The organism is Blautia marasmi, from assembly GCF_900258535.1.
GTDB classification, from domain to species: Bacteria; Bacillota; Clostridia; order Lachnospirales; family Lachnospiraceae; genus Blautia; species Blautia hominis.
The window spans coordinates 4904359-4928638 of record NZ_OIWX01000001.1 but is presented as its reverse complement, the minus strand read 5'-3'; the positions used below and the strand labels follow the sequence as shown (position 1 = coordinate 4928638).

The window sequence follows — 24280 nt, the reverse complement described above, 5'->3', positions numbered from 1 at the left end:
TCATCTCCCCTTAAAAAACGGCCGCTCCTCACGCTCCAGTATCTCAGCCAGCACATTCTCTTTTTCCACACCGTCCATACGCGCCCTGGTTCCAAGCCTCACTCTGTGATTGACCACAGGAATGAACTGGGCGGACACATCCGCAGGGGATACAAAGTCATTCCCTGCTATCCAGGCCGTGACCTTAGCCATACGGACCAGGGATATGGTTCCCCTGGGGCTGGCACCGGCTTCCAAATGGGGATTTCTCCTGGTTGCGGTAATGAGTTTGACGATATAATGATAGACAGCGTCGTGGACAAATACCTGTTCTACCTCCTGTCTAATATTCTGAAGCACCTGGGCATTCAGCATGGAGGTCAGATGGTCAGTCCTTCGCTCTATCCCTGTCCCCTTAGCCATCTCCACCTCACTGGCAAAGTCAGGATATCCCATGGTAGTGCAGATCATAAAACGGTCCATCTGGGCAGGCGGCAGCATCTGTGTGCCTGCCGTACCTGAAGGATTCTGTGTTGCAATGACAAAAAAAGGAGCCGGCACCTTTCTGGTCACTCCCTCCACGGTGACCTGCTCCTCCTCCATTACTTCCAGGAGCGCAGACTGTGTTTTGGGTGAAGTACGGTTAATCTCATCCGCAAGAAGCAGATTACAGAATACAGCACCCGGCTGATAGACAAACCTCTGCAGATCCTTTCTGTATATGGAAAACCCGGTCAGGTCAGACGGCAGCACATCCGGCGTAAACTGCACCCTTTTCCAGTCCAGTCCCAAAAGTTTAGATAACGCCAGCGCCAGGGTGGTCTTCCCCGAACCGGGCAGATCTTCCAGCAGCACGTGGCCTCCCGCCAGAAGCGCTGCCAGTACCTCCGCCGTCAGAGTCTCCTTTCCCAATATCACTTGATTAATCTGTGCAAGTACCTCCCACACAGCCTCTCTGTTTGATTTCATATTATTTTATCCCCCTAATCCTGTATTTCCTCTTCCCTGTCCTGATCCTCCCCATACAGACCCAATCCTTCCAGCCAGTCTGCCATCTCCTCCCCCGCCTGGTCTGCGCGGGAGCCATAAACTGCCAGCCCCTCAAAAGTTTCTGCATCCGGGCACAGCTTTTTCAAATCCTGCTCACTGCTGCCCAGTCCGCTTCCTCCATGAGTACAGAATGGCGCAATGATCTTACCTTCAAAATCATATTCTTCCAAAAATGTATTTACAGCCATGGGCATACTTCCCCACCAGATGGGATACCCCAGCAGCACCACATCATACGCTTCCATATTTTCCACATGGGAGGAAAGCACCGGACGGGCATTCTCCTCCATTTCACGGGCTGTCTCTTCCAGACACTTGTCATAATCTTCCGAATAAGATTTTTCAGTCTCTATCCGAAACAGACCCCCGCCTGTATACTGGGCAGCCGTTTCCGCCAGTTTCCGCGTATTTCCGCCGTAAGAGAAAAAGGCCACCAGAACTTTTACACTCTCCTTTTCTGCCTGCATCCCGGCAGCATCTTCCGATTCTTTTTTGCCGCAGGAGGATAGGGACAGTGATGCTATCAATAAACAAAAGGCCACAGATATTATTTTTTTCATATTCGGTCCATCCTTTCTGCGTATATTTATGCATATCTTTATTCTATCATAAGTGATGGACCTAACTCCAGCGCAAGACCCTAATTCATTCCTTTTTTTCAGTTTCCCAGTAAATTTTCTTCTGCTTTTCACTCAGGGATTCCACAAACCGCTTCTTATAGAGCAGAAATTCCTCCAAATCCATCATAATATGATATAAAACCGCTCTTCCCTCGAATTCCTCCCTGGTCACCGGAAGCGGTGCCCTGTGAAATTCATCCTCCACCTGGCGGAGTCGTTCTATCTGTTTCTTCGGCACATTTTTTTCCTCCACGAATCGTTTCATATAAGTCATGTACTCTGCAATGGTCAGGGCCTGGCTGGGCATGGTGCGGATCTTCTGTATCTCCCAGTGAAGGCTCTGCAGCATACTGCACTGCCTGGTCCGCATTTCGATATAGTGGTTGTAATACTCCGTGTGGGGAAGAAATGTATTTCTGTCGTACTCATAGGCCCGCTCCATAGAATGGGACAGGTGCTCCTCCAGATGAGCGATCTCCTCCCATACGTCCGCCTGGTTTTCTCTCTGCATCAGGTAGTCTGCCAGCATTTCCAGAATGTCCTGCAGCCTGGCTTCCACATACCGCATATCCTGCAAGATCTGTTTTTTCCTGCTCTGGTTGCGCTGAAACAAGTTCAGCACCACCGCCACTGTTATACCGATAAAGACAAGACAAAACTCATTCCAGATAGCAGCAGCACCAAAGTCCTGGGTTGTCCAGAAATGTGTCCCTATGACTGCATTGACAGACATGGTATTCTGCCATCCCACAAACAGGCTGATGCCCACCAGCAAAAATACGAACACGCCGTATGTGATCCATTCCCTGCTCATATGGCTGAAGATCATCCAGGCCAGAAGCACGGCAGCAAAAAAAGAGAGAAGCCTCACAGCAGACAGCCTGAGGGTATCCCATCTTGTATTGATCAATGTCAGCAGCGCGATGATCCCCGCTGAGCTGGCAAATTCCAGGTGAAACTGCTCCGCTGCAAGTATGGCAACACAGCTTCCTATGGCTGTTTTCAGAGCAATTGCCACATATTTTCCGGCTTTCATTTTCAGCATATCAAACCCTCACAAAAAAGGCTCCCACACAGAATCTCCTGTGCAGCAGCCCTGATCCTTTTATAGAAACGGTTGTAAATCTTTCATGAATCTTTCTTCTGCTTTCACAAGGCGTTTTGCCAATGCGATACTGTCTGTGGACGCATGGCAATATTGATTTACAGCCTTGCTGATACTCTGGATGCCCATATTACTGCCGTCTGTCAGAAGCTTTGCGATCTGGCTGCTGTCATCCTTTATCATGAGCTTCACCTCTGTCGTAACCTTGGAAAAGGCAGCAGCCACAGGGCCCGGGTCTTTTTCCTCCTCACCGGACTGCTGAAGCAGCCGGGAAGTTTCCTTCTCCAAATCCTGATGTTTGCGGATGTATTCATTGACCAGATCCTTCAGCTTCTCATCTTTGATGTAATCGCTGACCTGCTTCATGCTGTTGATTCCCATTTTACATCCGGAGTTGCATTCCTCTAAAAGCTTCTTGGTATGTGTCTCCACGTTCCATGCCCTTCTTTCTTTTTCCTTTTAGTATGGGCAATCCTCCGACATTATATGCTCTTTTTTCCTATACCAAAAAGCAATTTTGTATGTTATACTTTTTATATGATGTGTGAAAAAACATCGGAATAAGAGGTTAGGGAAATATGGAAGATAAATACGCACTGCTGATCGACGCAGATAATGTCTCAGCCAAATACATCAAGCCTATTCTGGATGAACTCTCCAAATACGGAAACGTAACATACAAGAGAATATACGGTGACTGGACCAGCACTTATAATTCCAGTTGGAAGGAAGTCCTGCTGGAAAATTCCATCACACCCATTCAGCAGTTCAGCTATACACACGGAAAAAATGCCACGGACTCTGCCATGATCATAGATGCCATGGACATGCTGTATACAAGCGAGCTGGAGGGTTTCTGTCTTGTTTCCAGTGACAGCGATTTTACAAAACTGGCCAGCCGACTGCGGGAAAGCGGCAAAAATGTCATCGGCATGGGGGAGGACAAGACACCTTCCTCCTTCAGGAAGGCCTGTGATATATTTACGGTACTGGAACTGCTGCTTGAGGATAACGCCATAGAAAAAGAGGAAAAGCCTGCCATCCATGCAATGGAAAAATGTACGAAGCAAAACAATGCCGAGGTGGTTTCCAAGACGGAGATTGAGGAAGCTGTGGTGAAGATCATCACCGAGAATCAGAATAATGATAAGATCACAGGCCTGGGAGAAGTTGGCAGCCGTCTGGTCAAGCTATATCCTGATTTTGATGTTAGGCGTTACGGATACAGTCTTCTGTCGAAATTTTTAGAAGCCTTCCCCAAATTAAAGCTGCGGCAGGAGGGGACCCAGGTGTCTGTCACGCTATACGAGGACAAGAGTAAAAAAGAGATGCTGGAAGAATATGTGATCCAGCTTGTCAGAAACGCAGGCCGGCAAGGTGTACCACTGGGAACTCTCAGCAACAAAATCCGGAACCGTTTCGGAGACTTTAAGGTGCGGGATTACGGTTTCTCACAGTTCAAGCAGTATATACAGAGTTTTCCGGAAATACATATCCGGGAGGACGGGGAACAGAACTGGGCCGTTTACGACGCATAGGCTTAGTTTTTCCTAATGTAAAAGTATACGGGTACATGGAAGTGTTTATATCCATGTACCCGCATTTTCATTGCCGCAGCCCGTGTCAAAGGTCTGCATTTCCTATCGTTTCATTCTCTGCCGCAGCTCATGTCAAAGGTCTGCATTTTCCATCGTTTCATTCTCTGCCGCAGCCCATGTCAAAGGTCTGCATTTCCTATCGTTTCATTCTCTGCCGCATCCCGTGTCAAAGATCTGCATTTCCTATCGTTTCATTCTCTGTGGACTAGCGGCTGCAAGTCTCCTTGATAAGGTTAAAATCTGTTTCCAGATATCTGTGCAGGGTGTCCAGACAATCTGCCCCGTATCTGTCTGCAAATTTTTCGTCTACTCTCTTTATGATATTTTCCCCATCTAAAAAAACGGTCCGTATGTATTCCCCAAAGGTTTTGTAATAATGACCGCAGTGGTAATCCCAGTCCTTTTTCGCCTCTTTGGAGACCGGCACGCTGTTGTCAAGCGCAGCGTTTCGGAATACAAGCCGGCAGCATGGCGCATTGTGAAGCACACTTTTCTGTTCAAACAGAAGGTCCGGATTAAATCCTCTGACAATCCCCTTGTCTATCTCCCTGCAGTATACCAGACCGCACGCCTCAAGTCCCATCTCTTTAAAAGTGTCATGCCAGGCGCAGGTATAAACCCGTGTCTCTGCATCGGGATATTCCCCGGCCATTTCCATTTTGCCTGGAATGGTGGCATATATCTCCCCGTATGCCATATATGTATTATAGTCTAAAGGCCTTTTGTCGCGCATTGCCCTTAAAGCCATGCGATGTCCCCGCTGTTCCGCTGTTCTCTGGACAGCTTTTATAAAGCATTCCTCTCCTGCCGGACCTTCTGCGGCTTTTAACTCCTGATAAAACAGCCCAATTAAAAACGCATGTACCTTTTCATTAAAAACACAGTTTTCTGTCATATTATAATTCTCCCCTATGGTTAAAAATGTTCAAATGAGGCCAGGCTTTTAACCGCTATGCGTGTTTCCTCATGCCGGTCCGGTGACTGGGGCGTTTCCTCACTATAACCCACTGCAAGTATATTAACCGGTTCCAGATTCTTTGGAATACAGAATTCTTCCCGTAAGATATCGGGTTTAAAATAACAGATCCAAACACTTCCAAGTCCCAGCTCAGACGCCTGAAGCATCATGTGGTCTGTAAGGATGGACGCATCAATATCACAAGTCTGCTTTTTATCAAAAGGCCGAACCCATGCTTTATCATGATCCGCACATACTACTATGGCAAGGGGCGCATGGTAGATATTTGCTGCCTTTGACAATTTTTCAAGTCCTTCCTCCTGCTGTATCACCAACAGGCGGACAGGCTGAAGATTTGCAGCTGTGGGAGCCACGTGGGCGGCTTCCAATATTTTTTCTAATTTTTCTTTCTCCACCTTCTTTCCGTTATAAGAGCGGACAGAGTACCTCTTTTTTGCCAGTTCTGAAAATTCCATATGATCCATTCCTTTCTCTTTCTATTTTTCTTGGTCTATGCTATAATCTTACCACTGATTTTACTTTTGGCAAGAACGCACTTTTTTGGTATATAGTACCCAAAAAGTAACTGTTCCGTAGATCTCTTTGAAAAATCTTCAAATTGAAAAAGAAAGGAAAAACAAAAATGAAGACATGCAGCAGCTCTTATACCTGTCCTGTGGAAGCTACCATTCATCTGATCGGAGGAAAATATAAGGCGGTCATCCTCTGGCATCTGAGAGATCAGGTGCTTAGATTCAGTGAACTCCATCGGCTTGTCCCCAAAGCTACAACCAAGATGCTGACACAGCAGTTAAGGGAATTGGAGAGCGACGGTCTGATCAGCCGCACGGTATATCCGGTTGTCCCACCCAAAACAGAGTACGCCCTTACCGAATTCGGACAGACCCTGCTTCCTGTATTGGAATCTTTGTGCGACTGGGGAACCATATATCTGGAAAAAATAAGTGATGCTGACTGTTTCTTCTAAAACAATTCATCCCAGAAATCAAGCTGGAATTCTCTCATCTTTTCCCTCAGAAGAGTCATTTCCCTGTCGCTCAGCACTGCAGTTTCCCGCAGCTCCGTTTCTGTGCATGACAGGATGTCCGTGACATACTCGATCCTGTGGTTTATAAGTTTATCTGTCAGCTTTCTGCCAAGCCCCATCTCCTCCACGTGGTTCGGCATTCTCTTTTTGACTTCTTTACTCTTTTTGAGGAACCTTTTTCGACCTGTCTCAATCATATCCTGCTCCCTCCGGCTCACTGTCCTTCCTGCGGCTGTTTTCTTACTACATAATAAGAATTATGTGGTAAAGAATGATTATCTTCTTAAGGAATCTTATGAGAGGCACAGCGGAATATGCTGTCTTTTCTTTCGAGCCTGCATTTATCTGTCCGCAGGCTTCTTTTTGATATGCATAAGAATTGATAATAACAGACTATTTCCTTCCTTCGCTGCCCAAAAGAGACAAACCCGGTATATTATATTGACATTTTTTACCATATGTATTAAAATTTCTATAAACCAGATGCATGGACACCTATAACAACTACATAATTCTTATTATGTGGTATTAATGTCCTTCTTTCTATGGAACGATCAAATCCAGTTGTTCTATCATTCCCTGAAATTTCTTCAGCGTATCTGCTGTGTAAATCCGTGTCACTTCAAGACTGCTGTGTCCCAGAACGTCTGCCAGTGCGGCAAGATTGTTTGTTGCCTTATAAAAAGAGCGGGCAAAGAGATGACGCAGATTGTGCGGAAAAACTTTTTTCGGTTTAATTCCTGCCTGCTCTGCCAATACTTTCATTTCTGTCCATATGTTACTTCTGTCCTTTGGTCTTCCGTTTCTGGTGACAAAGACAGGACCTGTTTTGATCCCCTGTTTTCCCGCATAGCACAATAATTTTTTCCGCAGACCCTCCGGGATCAGGACAATTCGTGTTTTTCCCTTATTACAGACTTCCAGATGGCCGTATTGAAGATTTTTTACGGTCAGATATTTCAGTTCACTGACCCTGACTCCCGTGGCGCAGATGGCCTCCAGTATGAGGGCAAGCTGGTCCTTCTCCTTCTTTCTTGCCGTCTCTACCAGTTTCCTGTACTCTTTCTTTGTCATTTCCTTTTCTGAATCCAGAAACATCCGTTTCTGCACTTTATAGCTCTTCACTTTTAACTCCGGAAATCCCAGGTAATCTAAAAAGCAGTTGACTGCAGCCAGCATGGAATTGGTACTGCTCACTGCATACTTCTGCCTCAACCATTCTTTGTACTCCAGAAGACGTATTCTGCTGACTTGTCTGTCAGGCCCCAGATATTTTAAAAAGGTCTTTAAGTCCGTGGAATATTTTCTGATGGTTGCCCCTGTCTTTTCCTGGCTGTATAAATGATAAGAAAATCCCTCGATCAGTTCTGTCTTCATGGTAAATGTATTTTCTTTCTGCATAGGCAGACCTCCTGTAGACATAGTGTTATTCCATTATTATAGCTTTTAAAAGAAATAACGCAATCACCATGGAGCAATTTCCAGTATTTACCATACACCGGGCTATATGTCCTGTACCCCGGATTGTTTTATGAACTCTTTCTGCAGCGCAAAAATGTCAAAAATGTCATTTGGCGTTTAGGAATTCAATATGTATATTGAGTTTTGCAGCCATTTGTTTTATAATTATTAAAACATAATAATATGAACAAGGTGCTGTTCCGCATAGAGACACGCAGCCAAGATCAGTATTGATGGGCGCGCATTAAAAAAGAAACAGGGAATAAGGATAAAACATATGGGAATTAATCTGAGTTATGAAGAGTTAAATCATGAATACAGTATGCTGATGAGTGTTCTGGGTGCCAGTGTCAGCCGGCATCTTTTGGACGAACATTTTACCTGTGTATGGGCAAACGATTACTATTATGAGTTGATCCGCTACCCAAAGCCGGAATATGAGGCCAGATTCCACAACCATTGTGACGAATATTTCTACAACAATCCGGAAGGCTGGAAACTGCTCATGGACAAAGTAAATTCCACCTTGGAAAAAAATGAGACACAATATACCGTCTATCTGCCAATGATTTATCCTGATGGAGAAACTTTCTGGGTCAAACTGCAGTCAGCCTTTACAGATGAGTATATTCACGGATACCGTGTAGCCTACACTGCTATGACTGATGTAACGGAGATGATGCAGGCCCGCAGGGACAGGGAATATACACAGCGCGTCTATCAAAAAATGACCCGGGAACAGGAAATGCTCATGGGTGCACTGAATGTAAGTGTCAGCAAACATATGATCGATGAACATTTTACCTGTGTGTGGGCGAACAAATATTACTATAGACTGATCGGTTATACCAAAGAAAAGTATGAAGCGCTTTTCCATAACCATGCCGATGAATATTACAGCAATAATCCGGAAGGCTGGGAACTGCTGGCTGCAAAGGTTGCATCCGTTCTGGAAAAAGGGCAGGACCAATATGAAATGATCGTCCCGATGAAATATGAGGACGGCTCCAGTTATTGGGTCAAACTGTTCAGCTATTTTACGGATGAATACATAAACGGTATCCGTACCTCCTACACGGTTATGACAGATGTAACGGAACTGGTGCAGATGAAAAATGAGCAGGAAATGCTTATGCGCGCCATGAAAGTCAGCGTCAGCCGGCATCTGGTAGACGAACATTTTACTGTGGTTTGGGCCAATGATTTTTACTATCAGCTGATCGGTTATTCCAAAAGTGAGTACGAAGCACTATTTCATAACCACTGCGATGAATATTTCCGCAATAATCCGGAAAGCTGGAATACCATCCATAATAAAATCAACCAGATGTTTGCAGACCCCCAAAAGAGCTATGAAATTTTCATACCCCTGAGGCTCCCGGACGGCTCCACAAACTGGGTTAAAATGGTGGGATTTTTTACAGATACATACCTGGATGGAAAGCAGATTGCCTATACCACCATGGTCAGCGTCACAGATATGATGCAGATACAGCAGGAAAGGACCATCGCTTATGATAATATTCCCGGTTTTATTGTCAAGCACCGTATCATGCCGGATTCCATCATGATACTGGATGCAAGTGAACGGATCAAAGATATTTTTGATCTGGACCTTGAGCATCTGCATACCATAGATCCATATTCTATCCTGCAGCCGGAAAGCCGGGCGCAGATGAAAGCTAATCATCCTAATTTTAGAAAAGGTAAACCTTTTGAGGGGACAATACGTGTCAAGGATAAGCATGACCGTGACCGTTGGTTTCAGATTCACTGTACCTGCATTGACTCTGTGGCAGATGATCCGGTATATATGACAATTTTTATCGACGTCACTGACATCACGGAGCTCAGGGAGCTGCAAAGTAAACTGGAAGAGCGCACGGAAATGCTCAACGATGCCTTGGAAACCGCCAAACAGGCAAACATGGCAAAATCAGATTTCTTGTCCCGTATGAGCCATGATATCCGCACCCCGATGAATGTTATCGCAGGGATGACAGATATTGCAGACAGCCATCTGCACGACAAAGAACGTGTGAAAGACTGTCTTCGTAAAATCCGCCTTTCCAGCCATCATCTCTTGGGCTTGATCAATGATGTCCTGGATATGTCACAAATTGAAAACGGGAATTTTCACATTAATATGGAACCCATCTCCCTCCCTGAGGTACTGCGGGAGGTGATCATGATCACATTAGCCGGGATCCATGAACACGGCCAGGTTTTTGATGTTCACATAATGCATTTGGAAAACGAGAAATTTTGCAGTGATGACCTCCGCCTGCGTCAAATCCTGCTGAACCTTTTGTCAAATGCCTGCAAATTTACGCCTTATGGGGGGCATATTATTTTTGATACAGAGCAATTGCCCGCGGCACAGGACGAAAGATCCAGGATACGTTTTACAGTTTCCGACACAGGCGCCGGAATGAGCCGGGCGTTCATGGAACATCTATTCGAGGCTTTTACCCGTGAACAGGACAGCCGGACTGACCGGATCGAAGGCAGCGGCCTTGGTATGTGCATAACAAAACGGCTGGTGGATATGCTGGATGGAACTATCACGGTGGAGAGCGAACCCGGGAAAGGTACCGTATTTCAGGTTACCCTGCCGATGACCCCGGTGCCGGAAAATGACGGTCCGCCTCTGCCTGATGTTCCGGTTCTGCTGGCAGACCATGATCCGTTCGTTTTACAGTATGGCACTCAGGAACTTTGTGCACTGGGGATTCATGCTGAATGTGCCGAAAATATTGAAAAAGCAAGGGCCATGGTTCAAAAACGGCACCGGGAAGGCTGTGGATACCGTATCCTTATACTGGACCAGGAAATGTCCCACGCTCAAGACCTGGAACAAGATATCCAACTTCTGAAAAACAGTGGGGACAATCTGCATCTGATTCTCTCCTCCTTTGAAAGAAACGGCATCCGGAAAGGGCCGGACACCGGCTTTATAGAAAAACCCTTTTTCCGTTCCACATTCAGAAACTGCCTTTCGGAGTATCTGGGCGGCGGCAGGCGCATAGAACCCCAGGTGGAATCCCATGATTTCAGCGGAAAAACCTTCCTGCTTGCAGAGGATAATGAACTTAACCGGGAGATTGCCGTGGAATTACTCGGCAGTATGGGAGCCAAATTGGAAATTGCCGTCAATGGTGAAGAAGCACTTTTGCAGTTCCGGCAAAGCCCGCTCTATTTCTACGACCTTATTTTAATGGATATCCAGATGCCTCTGATGAACGGCTACGATGCTGCCCGTGCCATTCGTTCCCTAAACCGCTCAGATGCGCAAAAGGTACCCATTATTGCCATGACAGCAGACGCCTTCGTAAGCGATATCCAAAATGCCAAATCTGCCGGCATGAACGGTCATATGGCAAAACCTCTGGATCATGAGGTTATGTCACGTGAAATCAGTAAATACCTGGACTAAAGAATCTTTTACAGAATATCAAAAGATCTGCCGTCCTCCTTCCTTTGATCTCAAGGGATAAAAAAGTGGGTATCACAAAGCTTCACACTTTGTGATACCCACATTTTTTCATAACCGCAGAGCCTTGGCGGAGCGGGCCTTCTATCATTTTTTATCGTAAGGTATCACTTCCACTGATTTTTTGTCAAAATCAATAAACAGCTGGTATGCATACCCATCCTCACTGGTATCCCAGATCTCCACATATTTTGGTGAAACCTCAATAAGGATTTCCGTATCCTCATGGCTGTATTTGTTATAGCTCTCCCACAGATACTTTTTGTATCCCTCCTCAAATCTGTGTCCCGGCTCCTCCACAACAAGTCCTTTATTGTGGGCAGTTCCTTCTACCTGCACGCCGCTCCAGCACATAGCTACCTTGGGATTTTCCAAAAGCTGTTTTGTTTTTCTGAAGTTTTTGTCCGTTTTAAAGTAAATCTTGTCATCATAAAAAAGACAGCTTACGTTCCTGACCATTACATAGTCATTGAGGCTGGATGCCAGTGCCATGATCTTGCTGTTCCCCAGCATCTCAAACATACGTCCCACAGCGTCCTCATAGCTGATGGATTTGTCCAGTGAAAATTTCATTTTTGTTTTCCTCCTTTATTTTTCTACAATACTTTTAATTACTTTGCTCAGTCTTTTATATAACAGAAATGTCAGGACTGACGTCACTCCGTATTTGATCAGATTAAACGGCAGGATTCCTAAGACCGCCATAGAAAAGGCATTTTTCATAGCTGGGTTTACTGCGCTGCACATTGAAATGATTTCATCCATAGTCATGCCAAACAACCGCACATAAAAGGGAATGATCAGATACAGGTTCGTAAAAACAGCCACAATGCCAACCAGTACCGTGCTGACCCCCATACCTGCCAACGCCGTCTTCTTCGTCTTGTGTCTGTGGTAGATCAGCAGTGCAGGCATAACATAACAGCAGCTCAAAATAAAATTCTGTATCTCCCCCGTTCCCAGAGAGAAGCTGCCCTGCATGACAAGCTGTAGCAGTATTTTGACCACAATGATCATAAGCGCCGCACCGGGACCGAACATAAATCCTCCCAGCATCTCCATCAGACCGGATAAGTCAAAGGACATAAAGGGCGGCATGAAAGGCAGCGGAAACCTGAAAAGCATAAGAACAGCACTGACTGCCCCCATCAGGCCTGCAAAGGCTATTTTCTTTACCCGCATTTTCGCACCTGCCTGGGCCTTCATTCCATTGCCAAAAGCTGCATTGGTTGTTTCTTGAGTCTGGTTCATAGTTTGTATCCTCCTTCAAAAAAAATGAGCCCGGAACAATATATATGCTCCGGGCGTAGTTTCACAGAAAATGTCTTTTCTCATCCGGACTATACCGTCGGTGCCGGAATTCCCCTTATCATACTAAAGGAGTCACCGGCTCAGCCGCCAAAGCGGGTCATGGACTATACCATCGGTAGGGACTTACACCCTGCCACAAAGACTTCAATATTCTTTTTTTGAAATCAGAAATGCAGTAAACATCATCTGTTACAATTGATTATATACCAGACTTTCCCATGTGTAAACAGAAAATGCGAAATAAAAGTTTACTGTTCACAGGCCACTGTACCGGGAGGCATTTTCATGCTGAAAGCATGAAAATCCCGAGGCAGCCAGCGCTGGGATTCATGAGCCATGGTGTGGATCCGATTCCCCCGTCATTTCAAGGCAGGCGCTTCTCAGTTCATCCTCTTTTTCACGGTAGAGAAGGATCTCGCTGTATTTAAAATAGGTATCACATCCATGACTGCTGATAAATTCCATAGCCTTTTCGTTTTTCGACAATCCCGTCACAAAAAGCACCATCTCCTGTTCCTCACCAAAAGAATCTTTTACAAACCGAAATGTATGTTCCAGCTCCGCACTTATCTTTGTTATGATATCTTGTCTCTCCTCCAAATCCTGGTGAAACCATTCGCTGACACAGGCCATACCTTCCGTTTTCTCAAAAATATGGTTCTCCTTCAGGGAAAGACTGTAAGATTCCAGGCGTTCCAGAGCCCATTCCTGTTCAGATGCCTGATCTACGGTTATCTTTTCTGCCGTCTTTTCTGTTTCCAGTTCTCTTCTTTCTATCTCTGTAAAGGCAGTGAGCGACTGAATATCTTCCTGATTTTCCAAAAAACATTTGAATAACTTTAATATTTCATAGAGTGTACTGATCCTCCCGTCAATATGCGTATATGTTCTGAACGACTGGTTGAGATAAGCCAGAAGGAGACCAACTACCGTAAATCTTTCCTCAAAGCCAGCCACCTGCGCCATTTCCCTCCGCCGCTCATATTCCGCTTTTGACAATGTGCCTGCTGCAATCTCCGTAACCGCATAATCTGTTCCGTATTTGCAGTAAAGCTGATAGTAAGCCGCAAAATCCCTGGCTATTTCCTCTTTTTGAAGATATTGGACCACCAGCTTCTCTGTAACCGGGAACTGAAACCGTTCATAACTTTTCAGGATCTCGGACAAATCCTCCCAGCCTCTTGCCGTCACGAAAAACTTGCCGTCCACAGTATTTTCCACGAGATAGAAATTCTCTTTTTTAACATTCAGGTAGGAGAGCACAGCGGCGTGTATCTGCTGTGACCAGGCATATTCCATCCAGACACTGCAGTCCACATCAATATCTATTTTTCTCACCCTGTCCAGTGTGACAATATCAAATTCCCGGACAGATTTATTATACTCCGGCGGATTGCCCGCAGCAGCGATCAGCCACCCTTCCGGCACTTTATGGCTTCCGAAAGTTTTATTCTGCAGAAACTGCAGCATAGTGGGTGCCAGGGTTTCAGATACACAGTTAATCTCATCAATGAAAAGAATCCCTTCCTTTTTCCCTGTGCGCTCCATGCACTCATAGACTGAGGCTATAATCTCACTGAGGGTATATTCTGTAACGCTCACGGTCTGTCCCTGATATGTTTTACTTTTTATATTCGGCAGTCCCACAGCGCTTTGCCTTGTATGATGGGTAATGGTGTAAGATACCAGCCCCACATTGCACTCCTCTGCCACCTGCTCCATAATGGCTGTCTTACCGATACCCGGCGGCCCCATGAGCAGTATGGGCCTCTGTCTCACCAGCGGAAACAGGTAATTGCCCCGGTCGTCTTTCTGATGGTAGGATTTTAATGTGTTGCTGATTTCCAGCTTTGCCTCTTTGATGTTCATTTTTTCCTCCTTGCAGGGTATGGAATCATGTCCGGGAATATTTTGTCAATGGGAAACTACCAGCTTCATAGCCCAGCACGGCACCCTGTCCATGCCGTTTCCGCCTTTCAAAAAAACAAATGCCGTCTCGTAATCCGGCCTGCATTTCGGATAAATTCCATCTCCGTCTGTAAAATAAATCAGTGCTTTCAGATTTCTGATCTCTTTCTTTTCTTTCTGTTCTGCCACATAAGCAAACACAGGCCGAAAATCTGTTCCGCCCCGTCCCTGGATTTTAATATTTTTACTGTATGCTTTCCATTCCTCTTCTGAATGGATAACAATACTCTCCCGTATGCTGCAGTCACACTGGACAAGATGAACCTTCATCTTTTTAAAGAAATTTTCACGTTCACTGAGAATGCTGTATGTCTCTGCAAGGAACTGCTGTACGGTTTCTCTGGAACAGGAACCTGAGGTGTCCAGGGCAATGACCAGTTCTTCCAGGCGATTTACTTCTTTATATTCCAGCGGTTCTATAAGAGGCATATCTCCATAATGTTCCATCCCATAATGGTACATGATATAGTCAAAACTTTCTGTATCCAGTTCCACTTCCTCCCTTGGGACCGCGAATTTTTTCAGAAATCTTCTGTAGTCATAACGACTCCTGTGCACCTCCGCTGTCTCCTCCCTGCCGTCACCTTCCTGTTCTCCTGCTCTTTGTTTTTTATCGTGTTTTTTCTGTCCTGTGTAAGCCAGAATCTTTTCCCACTTACTCTTTGTCCTGGCAATCCGCTCTGGTTCCTTCCGCCTGTCCCACAGGTTGTGATCATCAAAGCAGAAGGCTGACTGAATCTCTTCCAGGCTGTCTGAAAAAATGCCCTGCATCAACATTTGGCTGATCCTCTCTGCAGACAGATTCCTGTCTCCCAGTTTTTTTAAACATCGTGTTCTGACCGGCTGGGCAGGCAGGCACAGCCCCGGCAGATTTTCCCGCTCTATGACCTGCTCCACGGCCATATCACACGCAAGATCCCAGATATGCTTACTGTATTCTTCTTTTGGGAACAAATGCAGATAAAGGCAGTGAAGCATCATATGAAGATACCCCCTGCGGATGGCTGCCGGGCTGTGCCCATAGCTGTGCAGCAGATATTCAGGTTCAAAATAAAATATATTTCCTTCTGTTCCGATTCCCCGGATGTGCCTGCAGCTTTCATATGAAACACTGGCAAATGCGCCGTCCAGATATGGAAAATAACTGTAGAGTTCATTTCTGCAGTTTTTCAAAATTTCAACTCCCAGTTTTGCTTTTCGGTTCTCTTCGCCCTTTTTATATTCCTCTGTATTCTCTTCCATTCTTCTTTACCAATCCGTTTTCCGTAGTTTATATAGGAAAACTCTTTTCTGAATACCCGTATTTCTTATCTTTTAGATGCATAAGCCAAACCAAGGCTGCTGTCTTTTGACGCGCTCTGGCTATCTGGATAAATGCATCGAGATGCTCTCTGTCAAACCACCCCAACCCTTCCAGGTATGCGATCTTTTCTACGTCCTCCTCCTCGATCAGTTCTTCCGATGCAGCCAGGATCTGCTCTTTGATATAATTGCCAAAAGCCTCTCTCTGTGTCTCCGAAACACCTTCCCTCAGGAAAAATCCACGCAGCGCAGCAGCAAGGCGCACGGCTTCCTTGTCTGACTCTTTGAATTTCCGGTATACCTTTTCCCCCTCCTCCTGAGGGTTTTCTCTTTTTTGTCTCTCCAGCCCTTGTACTGCGATCTCTATATCTTTTAGAAAGTCACTTTTTTCTCTCATAACAGTCCCCCTTCCACTAAAACATCTGATCCGGGAATTACACCGTGGTATAAAAGCAGCCTGGTACCGTCCTATTTTTCTTCACTCAATCTTTGTCATATCCAGTATATCATTAATTAGCACAAATAGGTAATAAGATTGTTTACGCGGTAACCGGAACCGCATTCTTTTTCTGCTCCGCAATATCTCTCCTCTGTGGACGTGTCAGCGGATAGCCAAATTATTTTCGCTTGCAAATTGTCTGACTTAATTATAATATTAACTTATAGATTCAGGAAAACGGGGGAATCGCCCCCCAAATGGAGTCCTATATTTTTCAAAAACGGAGGTGTTATTTATGCTGCATGAAGTAAGTTTTTTATCTTACAACAAACGCGACCAGGTACAGGGGTGGATTTATGTCCCCGCCGCAAAACCGAAAGGGATCGTACAGATTATCCATGGTTTCGGTGAGCATTCCAGACGATATCTGCATATGATCGTCAAATTCATGGATGCCGGTTACATTGTAGCTGCTGATGACCATGTGGGGCACGGAAAAACAGCCATGGTCAGCGATGTATGGGGAGATTGGGGGGATACAGGATTCCACACTATGATGGAAGATGAACACACCCTCAGAGAACTGGTCTGCGGTAAATATCCGGGCCTTCCCTATTTTATCTTCGGTCACAGTATGGGTTCTTTCATTGCCAGAGATTATGCGGCGAATTATGGAAACGACCTGGCAGGTGTTACGATCTGCGGTACCACAGGAATCTTTCGGGGAGCAGACAACGCTGCTGCGCTCTTAAAGAAAGCCATCGACGATGGGATGGGAAATGATTCTGATCCGGAATTCACAGGTTCCCTGATGGGATGGATGTGTGAGCGCTGTGATGATGTTACCATCGGAAATGAATGGATCTGTTCCGACCCATATGTACAGCGTGACCATGCGGAAGATCCTTTCGACGCATTTACCAGACCTACCAGTAATCGTTCTTTATATGATTTCACTCAGATGATGATGGCAATTGAAGGCGTACAGTGGGCTGAAAAGGTTCCCGTAGCCCTGCCATTTTACAATATAGGCGGTGATCAGGACCCTGTGGGGGAATACGGAAAGGGCATCTATGAAGTCTCAAACTGGCTGTGCGAAACCGGGCATGATGTGACCACCAAAGTCTACTCCGGCTACCGCCACGAGATACATAATTATAGTGAAATCAAGGACGAAGTCGAGGCCGGCATAATTGCATTTATGGATGGAGTCATCGGCATTTGACCGGACTTTTCCTATTCACATGCGAGATCTGATATCATTTTCACTGTATCTGAAAAAGAGGATCCACGGGCTCTGTGTGGATTCTCTTTTACTTTATCTGGCTTGCCGCAGAAACAGAAGGCTGCATTCGGCCATATGATACAGACTTACGTCTGGAAATATTGTGAAAGAGTCTACGGAAATAAAGTTCTGGCATTCGGATGATATAACTTTAATTCCTCCAGATCCTGTTCAAATGTATCCATCTTCGCCAAATGGAACGCTTCATCCTGATACAAGCTGCAAAAACTGCATTTACCATAAGTACATCCTGCCGTCAGTTCAATAATGCAGTAGTCCGGCTCATACGGCGGCCGCCATGTTCTTCCGCTAAAGTGCATGCTTTTCTTCCCCCTTTACAGATGCGGCAAATCTCTGCGGTATCTCTGCAGTTCTTCTTCACTTACCGTCTCTGTTATCCGATCCAATTTATAAAGCAGTTTCTCTTTGTCCCGTGGCAAAATACCCTGTAACTGAAATGCATTAGATGCCCCCAATGCACCAAAATAGACCGGTATTTTGAGTTTTTTTACAAGCGTCTGCAGTTCCATGTATTTTTCCAGCTCTCCCTCCTCTTTCCAATTACCCTTCTGAATCTCCTGATAAAGTCCGGACTCGGAATAAACGGTCAGCATATTAGCTCCAATCCGTACCGGATGAAGTTGATTGCACACCTCTGCAGTCGCCTTTGCCCCAATGTTCCCCCGCCCGGCTCCCGATATACCGGTAAGATAAAAGGAGTTGTAAGATATTCCTGCCTCATCCAGACGGCTGCACTGCCGAATAATATCAGAAGCTAAATAACCTTTATCCATAAAAGTAAGCGCCTCATCGTCTCCGGTTTCAATTCCAATGGTAATCCCGTCATAACCTGCCAGCCGAAGATTTGACAGTTCTTTATCTGTTTTTGCAGTAACATCTGTAACTCTGGCAAAACAGCCTATCGTTTCGATGGCGGGATGATACCTGTGAATCAGGGAAGCGATCTCCATCAGCCTGCCATATTTCAAAACAAATGGATTGGCTCCAGTCAAAAAGACCCGCCTCCCATGGCAATCCGGCCATAACTCTGACTGCCCTTTCAATTCTATTAAATCCTCTTCTATATCTGCCAAAGAGGACATGCGGAATTTGAAGGGAAGCTCTTCATATAGTGTACAGAACTTACACCTGTGATGAGTACATCCTGCCGTAACTTCAAGTAAAAGGGAAGGTGCCTCATAAGGCGGCCTCCAGATGGTTCCTGTATAATGCATAATAAATGACTCCTCTCTGTGTTTTAATGCATCTTTCTTTATTAACTTACTGAAACCGCTTAAGAAAAACAAGTACGGGCTTTTTTTGTATATAGTACATTTTTTAATACTATGTATGAAAAAGAGTCTTACTTGATTTCCTCTGATAATTGGGATATACTCTCAGAAAAGAGGTGATCAGATGTCTGAAAATAAATTCAGCAGTGAAGAAAACATTGCACGCTGCATCCCTATGGGTAAGCTGCAATCTGTAATTGGAGGGAAATGGAAAATACTGATTCTATGGTATATATACTTCTATAAAGTACAGCGTTTTGGTGAACTGCGCCGCCGGCTTGACGGCATCACACAGTCTACACTCACAAAACAGCTCCGGGAACTTGAAGAGGATGGTTTTCTGCACCGGGAAGTCTATAAGGAAATTCCTCCAAAAGTGGAGTATGCATTGACAGCACTCGGTGAAAGTTTTATCCCTGTACTCCAGACCATGATGACATGGAGCGAACGGTTTCTATGTCCTGAATATAAAAATCCTTATAAATAAAATCTCAATTTATCTTATTTTACAGTTTATAAAAAATCCAGAAGGATGTTCCCAATGAATGGCATTTTGTTAAGAGGTTTGGAAGAAGCTATCACGGTTTTGTGGCAGCTTCTTTTCTGTACTCCTTTCGATTTGTAATTATTACTTTTATTAAAAGCCCCTACACCACCATTATAGTGATGTGGGGGCTTAACTGAATACTATTTGGAATATCCCCTGGGGTTCATTCTAATTTCTCCAGCGCGTTTATGCCAGGATATATTACTGATGGCGCAGAACGGGATTGTAAAAATGCACTTCTTGATTGTTCGGTTTTTCATAATTATATCCCACCGTTCTGTATTTACTATTACAAATTTCATTCTGCACTACCGGACGTGATTTTCTGCTGTTCCACTATTCCTCTATCACATAGGTGTATTTTTCGGTGAGCACGGCTGGCGGTAGTGTTCTTGTTTTCCGAAATGTTCCGACTGGCATGACTGTTTTGGAGGACATGTGGAACATAACTTCGGCGGGCATGGGAGACACGGCTTCGATGGACATAACGAGCATGGGGGACACGGCTTCGGCGGGCACGGTGGCTCTGGTGGGCATGGCTTCGGCGAGCACGGTGGTTCCGGTGAACACGGCGGCTCTGGCGGGCATGGTTTCGGTGGGCACGGTGGTTCCGGTGGACATGGCGGCTCTGGCGGGCACGGGTTCGGCGGACACGGCGGCTCTGGCGGGCATGGTTTCGGTGGGCACGGATTCGGCGGACACGGCGGGTATGGTGGGTATGGCTTCGGTGGGCACGGATTCGGCGGACATGACGGCTCTGGCGGGCATGGTTTCGGTGGGTATGGGTATGGTGGGTATGGTTTCGGTGGGTATAGGTCCGGTGGACACGGCGGATATGATGGGTATGGTGGGTATGGGTCCGGTGGACACGGTGGTTCTGGCGGGCATGGCTTCGATGAGCACGGGTACGGCGGATACGGTGGCTCTGGCGGGCATGGCTTCGGTGAGCATGGATTCGGCGGGTATGGTGGGTATGGGAACTCCGGGGGGTATGATTCAGGTTGACACGGCGGGTATGGTGGGTATGGTGGATACGGTTTCGATGGGCACGGCGGATATGGTGGATATAATCCAGGACCCCAGCCCGGATAACATGGTATTATACATGAAAATGACAGTGGATATCCATTTGTTCCCCCACTGTAAATATTCGATAAATTATTGTTGTTGTTATTATTGTTGTTGTTATTGTTGTTATTGTTGTTATTGATATTGATTCCCAACTGTCCCTGTAGTCCCCGCTCTTCCTGCGAAGTATAGCAGTCCGGGACTGGATATTCCACACATACACAGACTTCAGCCTGCAAATTAACCTGAACATCATCAAATGAGGTACCTATAGGCTGATAATTTAGTGCTGTACTTTGTGCCTCCATTGTAACCACACGCGTTATGGTTCCTGAAAATGATGCTGTCACAGTAAAACAAACAAATTTACTGCATGTGCGGAGTGCAAGATAGAATTCCTGTCCAATAACAGGATTGGAAATTGGATTGCCGCAGAAATCCATAAAGGTCACAGAATAGTCTTCTCCACAACTACAGAATGGTGTAACTGTAACCTTAGGCTGACCTGAAAAACTGGACAAAACACGAAATGGACCTATAAGAAGTCTTCCGCATACAGTCCGTACTTCATCGGGACATCCCTGAAATACAAAGTAGGGCGCTCCCCGTTCTGCAGATAACGTGCTTCTATTGCAGCAGTTCATCACAGACCTATCTCCGCAGCATCCAGGTTTGGATAAAGGTGATAAAACCGGTAGTTCAGGTTCTGAATCCACATATTCTCCTGCAAGTCTTAGAATTTCCAGAACTGCAGTACGCATTCTGTCAGATTTCGGATGCGTCTCTCCGCTTGTGCAATCCAAAAAATACACTTCATCAAGATCTATTTGTCCAAGCAGTACCCAAAGTGCAATCTGAACTGCCGCATAAGCATCATTCTTGTCAAGAACCGGGCTGGCCGCAGCATCTACCCCTGCCAACTCAAATGTGGCATCAGCACTTATGGCAGGGTAGGTATTTGCCAAAATCCAACCAAGCATCTCTTTCTGCCGTTCTGTAGCTGCCGGAAACAATGTTTCAAACGGCCGACTTTCATAAGGCACATCATTATAAGGTCCATCGGCGAATTTATCCAGACAATAAACCGGTTTATTAGTACTACCCAAAATATTTCCAAAGAATTGGAATATTTGGTTGTGATCCTCTCTTTTTAGACGGTATCGTGAAGCGGAAGTATAGTCCAACGCACAATAACTCTCCACCCCTGGATTACCACCAGCGGTACCGCTGATATCTTTATCAGTATAGATAATAAAAGGGCGTAGCGCCCTTAATGCTTCTATATCAATCATGAAATATTCCTCCTTACTTTTTGATTGTAATAAGAAGATAATTACACAATTAATATATGCCGGTATATAAGATTTGCTTGTTTGTCTCATATCTGGAGGTTCAAACAGCTTTTATAGTGTCTTACTTTAAAATCCACTTACAGTTTTCACTTAAAACAGGGGAAAGTTATGTACATAGACAAGATATTTTATGGATAGGTGTTACCTATTCTTATTGAATGCAACAACAGTAATTACTCCAAAATCGGTGATATTCGTATAGTATTCCTGGCTGTTGTCATTGAAATACGTTTCTCAAAATCATCCCGATTTCAATCCACACTTCCGTGTAGGAAGTGACGGAAACGGCAGATAGAATCAGAGATGGAGGAGGTATTTCAATCCACACTTCCGTGTAGGAAGTGACCATAATCGAAGTTCTGAATGAAATTCACTGTAATATTTCAATCCACACTTCCGTGTAGGAAGTGACTATAGCCCTTACATGGAATGATATTAATTTTGATACCGGGATTTCAATCCACACTTCCGTGTAGGAAGTGACCTGACAGCGTATCTTATGCAGATGCATGAGGGAGCATTTCAATCCACACTTCCGTGTAGGAAGTGACATTAACGATCATCTTAATCGCGCCCTGGCAGTTGATATTTCAATCCACACTTCCGTGTAGGAAGTGACCCATGACTGCAGGAGGAGGCGTATCGGCCCAGGATTTCAATCCACACTTCCGTGTAGGAAGTGACGTATCCAGCATGTGCACAAACATACTGGATAAAGTATTTCAATCCACACTTCCGTGTAGGAAGTGACTTATCGGTAAGGATTCATCCACATTATATCGCAATTTCAATCCACACTTCCGTGTAGGAAGTGACTTGCTAAGCGCCGGAGAAAGAGGTGGGCATGAAAATTTCAATCCACACTTCCGTGTAGGAAGTGACTAAGTCTGAGATTTTAACAAAGTTGCAAACGCTTATTTCAATCCACACTTCCGTGTAGGAAGTGACACAAATATATCTTCCAGCAGTAAGATATCAGCAATTTCAATCCACACTTCCGTGTAGGAAGTGACGGGGGCTGGGACCGGTAGTATTACATAAAAATACAATTTCAATCCACACTTCCGTGTAGGAAGTGACCAGTTCCCGCCGTTGGCAGTAGATGAATTTCGTGATTTCAATCCACACTTCCGTGTAGGAAGTGACAAGTGGATAACACCTGCCTGACTGATTCACATAAATTTCAATCCACACTTCCGTGTAGGAAGTGACTGGCCTTCCACATTGCCCCAAACAGGTCCGCTGTATTTCAATCCACACTTCCGTGTAGGAAGTGACCCAGTAGGATAAGCGTCCTTTTATCACCCCTCCGATTTCAATCCACACTTCCGTGTAGGAAGTGACAAGTCGAGATACAGGGTACTGTTACACCGTATAAATTTCAATCCACACTTCCGTGTAGGAAGTGACTCTCGTGGTGTACCCGGAGTTGCGAACCAACAGATTTCAATCCACACTTCCGTGTAGGAAGTGACTAAACAGGGCAGACAAGGGGAGCAAGGCCCTCAGGATTTCAATCCACACTTCCGTGTAGGAAGTGACTTGTTTACTGCCTATGGATATACAGTTTTTCGCAATTTCAATCCACACTTCCGTGTAGGAAGTGACTCATTTCCTCCTTTATTTTACACGCTCAATGATATTTCAATCCACACTTCCGTGTAGGAAGTGACTAATTGTTTCCTGGCCATAAGCATCAAGAAAGTGATTTCAATCCACACTTCCGTGTAGGAAGTGACTTTTACAAAGCGTCTGAACCTGCCAGAACGTAATATTTCAATCCACACTTCCGTGTAGGAAGTGACATAACATAACATTTAGAGAAGTTTACGATTTATGATTTCAATCCACACTTCCGTGTAGGAAGTGACCGCCGTAACAATTCGTCCATTTCATCCTCAGATGATTTCAATCCACACTTCCGTGTAGGAAGTGACTTAGTTGGTGGTCCTTTAAAAGTTTTTTATAGTTTATTTCAATCCACACTTCCGTGTAGGAAGTGACAGCAAAATCATACAATTTTAACCAAATATATTGTATCATTCTTCTAAATTCTACCCCTTCTTTCCACAAATTGCAATCCTGATTTACGTTATTTCCATTAAAATAATACAATCTTTATATTTCCATCCTTTTTTCAGGTGCGAATCCCCCTGATAATCCATGTTCACTCTACATTCGCACCTGACAATTATCTATATATTTTCTTCTAATCATACGGAAACTCTGTATAAAACTCAACCGCACTCAAGCACGGTTCACCCAACCCTGACAAGATTTCTCTATAGTACCCATCGGATAAGGACCAGAAGCCTTTAACACTATATTAACAATAAATCTCTCAACTTCCACGAAATAGCAGTGAGCCTTTTTATTATCTCTTAATATTAATCGCTTCTGACTC

Annotated in this window: 21 protein-coding genes, 1 pseudogene, 1 CRISPR repeat array and 1 riboswitch; of the genes and pseudogenes, 6 read left to right on the top strand and 16 right to left on the bottom strand. The window is 45.0% G+C overall.

The window, feature by feature from the left end:
- From C6P39_RS21520 to C6P39_RS21505, 4 genes are all read right to left on the bottom strand, one after another.
- Window positions 1–948 carry an AAA family ATPase gene (locus tag C6P39_RS21520; protein WP_104805134.1) on the bottom strand — a complete coding sequence of 316 codons (948 nt, stop codon included), beginning with the start codon at window positions 946–948 and terminating at the stop codon, window positions 1–3.
- A gap of 14 nt (window positions 949–962) precedes the next feature.
- Window positions 963–1589, bottom strand: coding sequence for a flavodoxin (locus C6P39_RS21515; RefSeq protein WP_242987100.1), 627 nt, complete (start codon window positions 1587–1589; stop codon window positions 963–965).
- 85 nt (window positions 1590–1674) lie between these two features.
- On the bottom strand, window positions 1675–2694 hold the full coding sequence (locus C6P39_RS21510) for an aromatic acid exporter family protein (RefSeq protein WP_095175722.1): 1020 nt from the start codon (window positions 2692–2694) through the stop codon (window positions 1675–1677).
- A 60-nt stretch (window positions 2695–2754) separates the two neighbouring features.
- Window positions 2755–3186 carry a DUF2383 domain-containing protein gene (locus tag C6P39_RS21505; protein WP_095175721.1) on the bottom strand — a complete coding sequence of 144 codons (432 nt, stop codon included), beginning with the start codon at window positions 3184–3186 and terminating at the stop codon, window positions 2755–2757.
- A 146-nt stretch (window positions 3187–3332) separates the two neighbouring features.
- Here C6P39_RS21505 and C6P39_RS21500 point away from each other — a divergent pair, with 146 nt between their 5' ends.
- Window positions 3333–4292 (top strand): NYN domain-containing protein, encoded by a 960-nt coding sequence (locus C6P39_RS21500; protein ID WP_095175720.1) that lies wholly within the window; start codon window positions 3333–3335, stop codon window positions 4290–4292.
- Between the two features lie 265 nt (window positions 4293–4557).
- On the opposite strand, the gene C6P39_RS21495 is transcribed toward C6P39_RS21500, so the two are convergent.
- Window positions 4558–5247 (bottom strand): L-2-amino-thiazoline-4-carboxylic acid hydrolase, encoded by a 690-nt coding sequence (locus C6P39_RS21495; protein WP_104805133.1) that lies wholly within the window; start codon window positions 5245–5247, stop codon window positions 4558–4560.
- Window positions 5248–5267: 20 nt separating this feature from the next.
- Window positions 5268–5786, bottom strand: a complete 519-nt coding sequence (locus tag C6P39_RS21490; protein ID WP_104806009.1) for a nitroreductase family protein — start codon at window positions 5784–5786, stop codon at window positions 5268–5270.
- 167 nt (window positions 5787–5953) lie between these two features.
- Here C6P39_RS21490 and C6P39_RS21485 point away from each other — a divergent pair, with 167 nt between their 5' ends.
- Entirely contained in the window at window positions 5954–6298 is a 345-nt protein-coding gene (locus tag C6P39_RS21485; protein ID WP_104805132.1) for a winged helix-turn-helix transcriptional regulator, read from the top strand.
- Here the strand turns inward: C6P39_RS21485 and C6P39_RS21480 are convergent.
- A complete protein-coding gene (locus tag C6P39_RS21480) occupies window positions 6295–6555 on the bottom strand; it encodes a hypothetical protein (RefSeq protein WP_104805131.1) in 261 nt (86 codons plus the stop codon). The two genes, C6P39_RS21485 and C6P39_RS21480, sit on opposite strands and share 4 nt — an antisense overlap.
- A gap of 346 nt (window positions 6556–6901) precedes the next feature.
- The gene (locus C6P39_RS21475; protein ID WP_104805130.1) at window positions 6902–7759 is read right to left on the bottom strand and encodes a tyrosine-type recombinase/integrase; all 858 of its coding nucleotides are present in this window, start codon (window positions 7757–7759) and stop codon (window positions 6902–6904) included.
- A gap of 337 nt (window positions 7760–8096) precedes the next feature.
- On the opposite strand from C6P39_RS21475, the gene C6P39_RS21470 reads away from it, so the two are divergent.
- Complete coding sequence (locus C6P39_RS21470; RefSeq protein WP_104805129.1) at window positions 8097–11255, top strand: PAS domain-containing hybrid sensor histidine kinase/response regulator; 3159 nt, start codon at window positions 8097–8099, stop codon at window positions 11253–11255.
- A gap of 144 nt (window positions 11256–11399) precedes the next feature.
- Here the strand turns inward: C6P39_RS21470 and C6P39_RS21465 are convergent, their stop codons facing one another.
- From C6P39_RS21465 to C6P39_RS21445, 5 genes are all read right to left on the bottom strand, one after another.
- On the bottom strand, window positions 11400–11885 hold the full coding sequence (locus C6P39_RS21465) for a pyridoxamine 5'-phosphate oxidase family protein (RefSeq protein ID WP_095175714.1): 486 nt from the start codon (window positions 11883–11885) through the stop codon (window positions 11400–11402).
- A gap of 15 nt (window positions 11886–11900) precedes the next feature.
- Entirely contained in the window at window positions 11901–12563 is a 663-nt protein-coding gene (locus C6P39_RS21460; RefSeq protein WP_104805128.1) for an ECF transporter S component, read from the bottom strand.
- Window positions 12564–12631: 68 nt separating this feature from the next.
- Window positions 12632–12770: riboswitch (FMN riboswitch) on the bottom strand.
- 180 nt (window positions 12771–12950) lie between these two features.
- Entirely contained in the window at window positions 12951–14492 is a 1542-nt protein-coding gene (locus C6P39_RS21455; protein WP_104805127.1) for an AAA family ATPase, read from the bottom strand.
- 45 nt (window positions 14493–14537) lie between these two features.
- On the bottom strand, window positions 14538–15833 hold the full coding sequence (locus C6P39_RS21450; protein ID WP_104805126.1) for a vWA domain-containing protein: 1296 nt from the start codon (window positions 15831–15833) through the stop codon (window positions 14538–14540).
- 28 nt (window positions 15834–15861) lie between these two features.
- On the bottom strand, window positions 15862–16290 hold the full coding sequence (locus C6P39_RS21445; RefSeq protein ID WP_104805125.1) for a hypothetical protein: 429 nt from the start codon (window positions 16288–16290) through the stop codon (window positions 15862–15864).
- A gap of 337 nt (window positions 16291–16627) precedes the next feature.
- Between C6P39_RS21445 and C6P39_RS21440 the strand changes: the two genes are divergently transcribed.
- Window positions 16628–17557: an alpha/beta fold hydrolase gene (locus C6P39_RS21440; RefSeq protein ID WP_104805124.1), complete on the top strand. Its 930-nt coding sequence runs from the start codon at window positions 16628–16630 to the stop codon at window positions 17555–17557.
- Window positions 17558–17730: 173 nt separating this feature from the next.
- On the opposite strand, the gene C6P39_RS21435 is transcribed toward C6P39_RS21440, so the two are convergent.
- Window positions 17731–17937, bottom strand: coding sequence for a hypothetical protein (locus tag C6P39_RS21435; protein WP_104805123.1), 207 nt, complete (start codon window positions 17935–17937; stop codon window positions 17731–17733).
- A 15-nt stretch (window positions 17938–17952) separates the two neighbouring features.
- Window positions 17953–18852 carry a radical SAM protein gene (locus C6P39_RS21430; protein ID WP_104805122.1) on the bottom strand — a complete coding sequence of 300 codons (900 nt, stop codon included), beginning with the start codon at window positions 18850–18852 and terminating at the stop codon, window positions 17953–17955.
- Between the two features lie 181 nt (window positions 18853–19033).
- On the opposite strand from C6P39_RS21430, the gene C6P39_RS21425 reads away from it, so the two are divergent.
- Both C6P39_RS21425 and C6P39_RS28015 read left to right on the top strand, forming a co-directional pair.
- Window positions 19034–19396 carry a winged helix-turn-helix transcriptional regulator gene (locus tag C6P39_RS21425; protein WP_095175706.1) on the top strand — a complete coding sequence of 121 codons (363 nt, stop codon included), beginning with the start codon at window positions 19034–19036 and terminating at the stop codon, window positions 19394–19396.
- 595 nt (window positions 19397–19991) lie between these two features.
- Window positions 19992–20666, top strand: a complete 675-nt coding sequence (locus C6P39_RS28015) for a hypothetical protein (protein ID WP_242987230.1) — start codon at window positions 19992–19994, stop codon at window positions 20664–20666.
- Between the two features lie 607 nt (window positions 20667–21273).
- Here the strand turns inward: C6P39_RS28015 and C6P39_RS28550 are convergent.
- A pseudogene (locus C6P39_RS28550) lies at window positions 21274–21816 on the bottom strand (thioester domain-containing protein); the annotation flags it as partial.
- A 308-nt stretch (window positions 21817–22124) separates the two neighbouring features.
- A CRISPR array of direct repeats spans window positions 22125–23880; the repeat unit is 32 nt; unit sequence ATTTCAATCCACACTTCCGTGTAGGAAGTGAC.
- Window positions 23881–24280 lie beyond the last annotated feature (400 nt).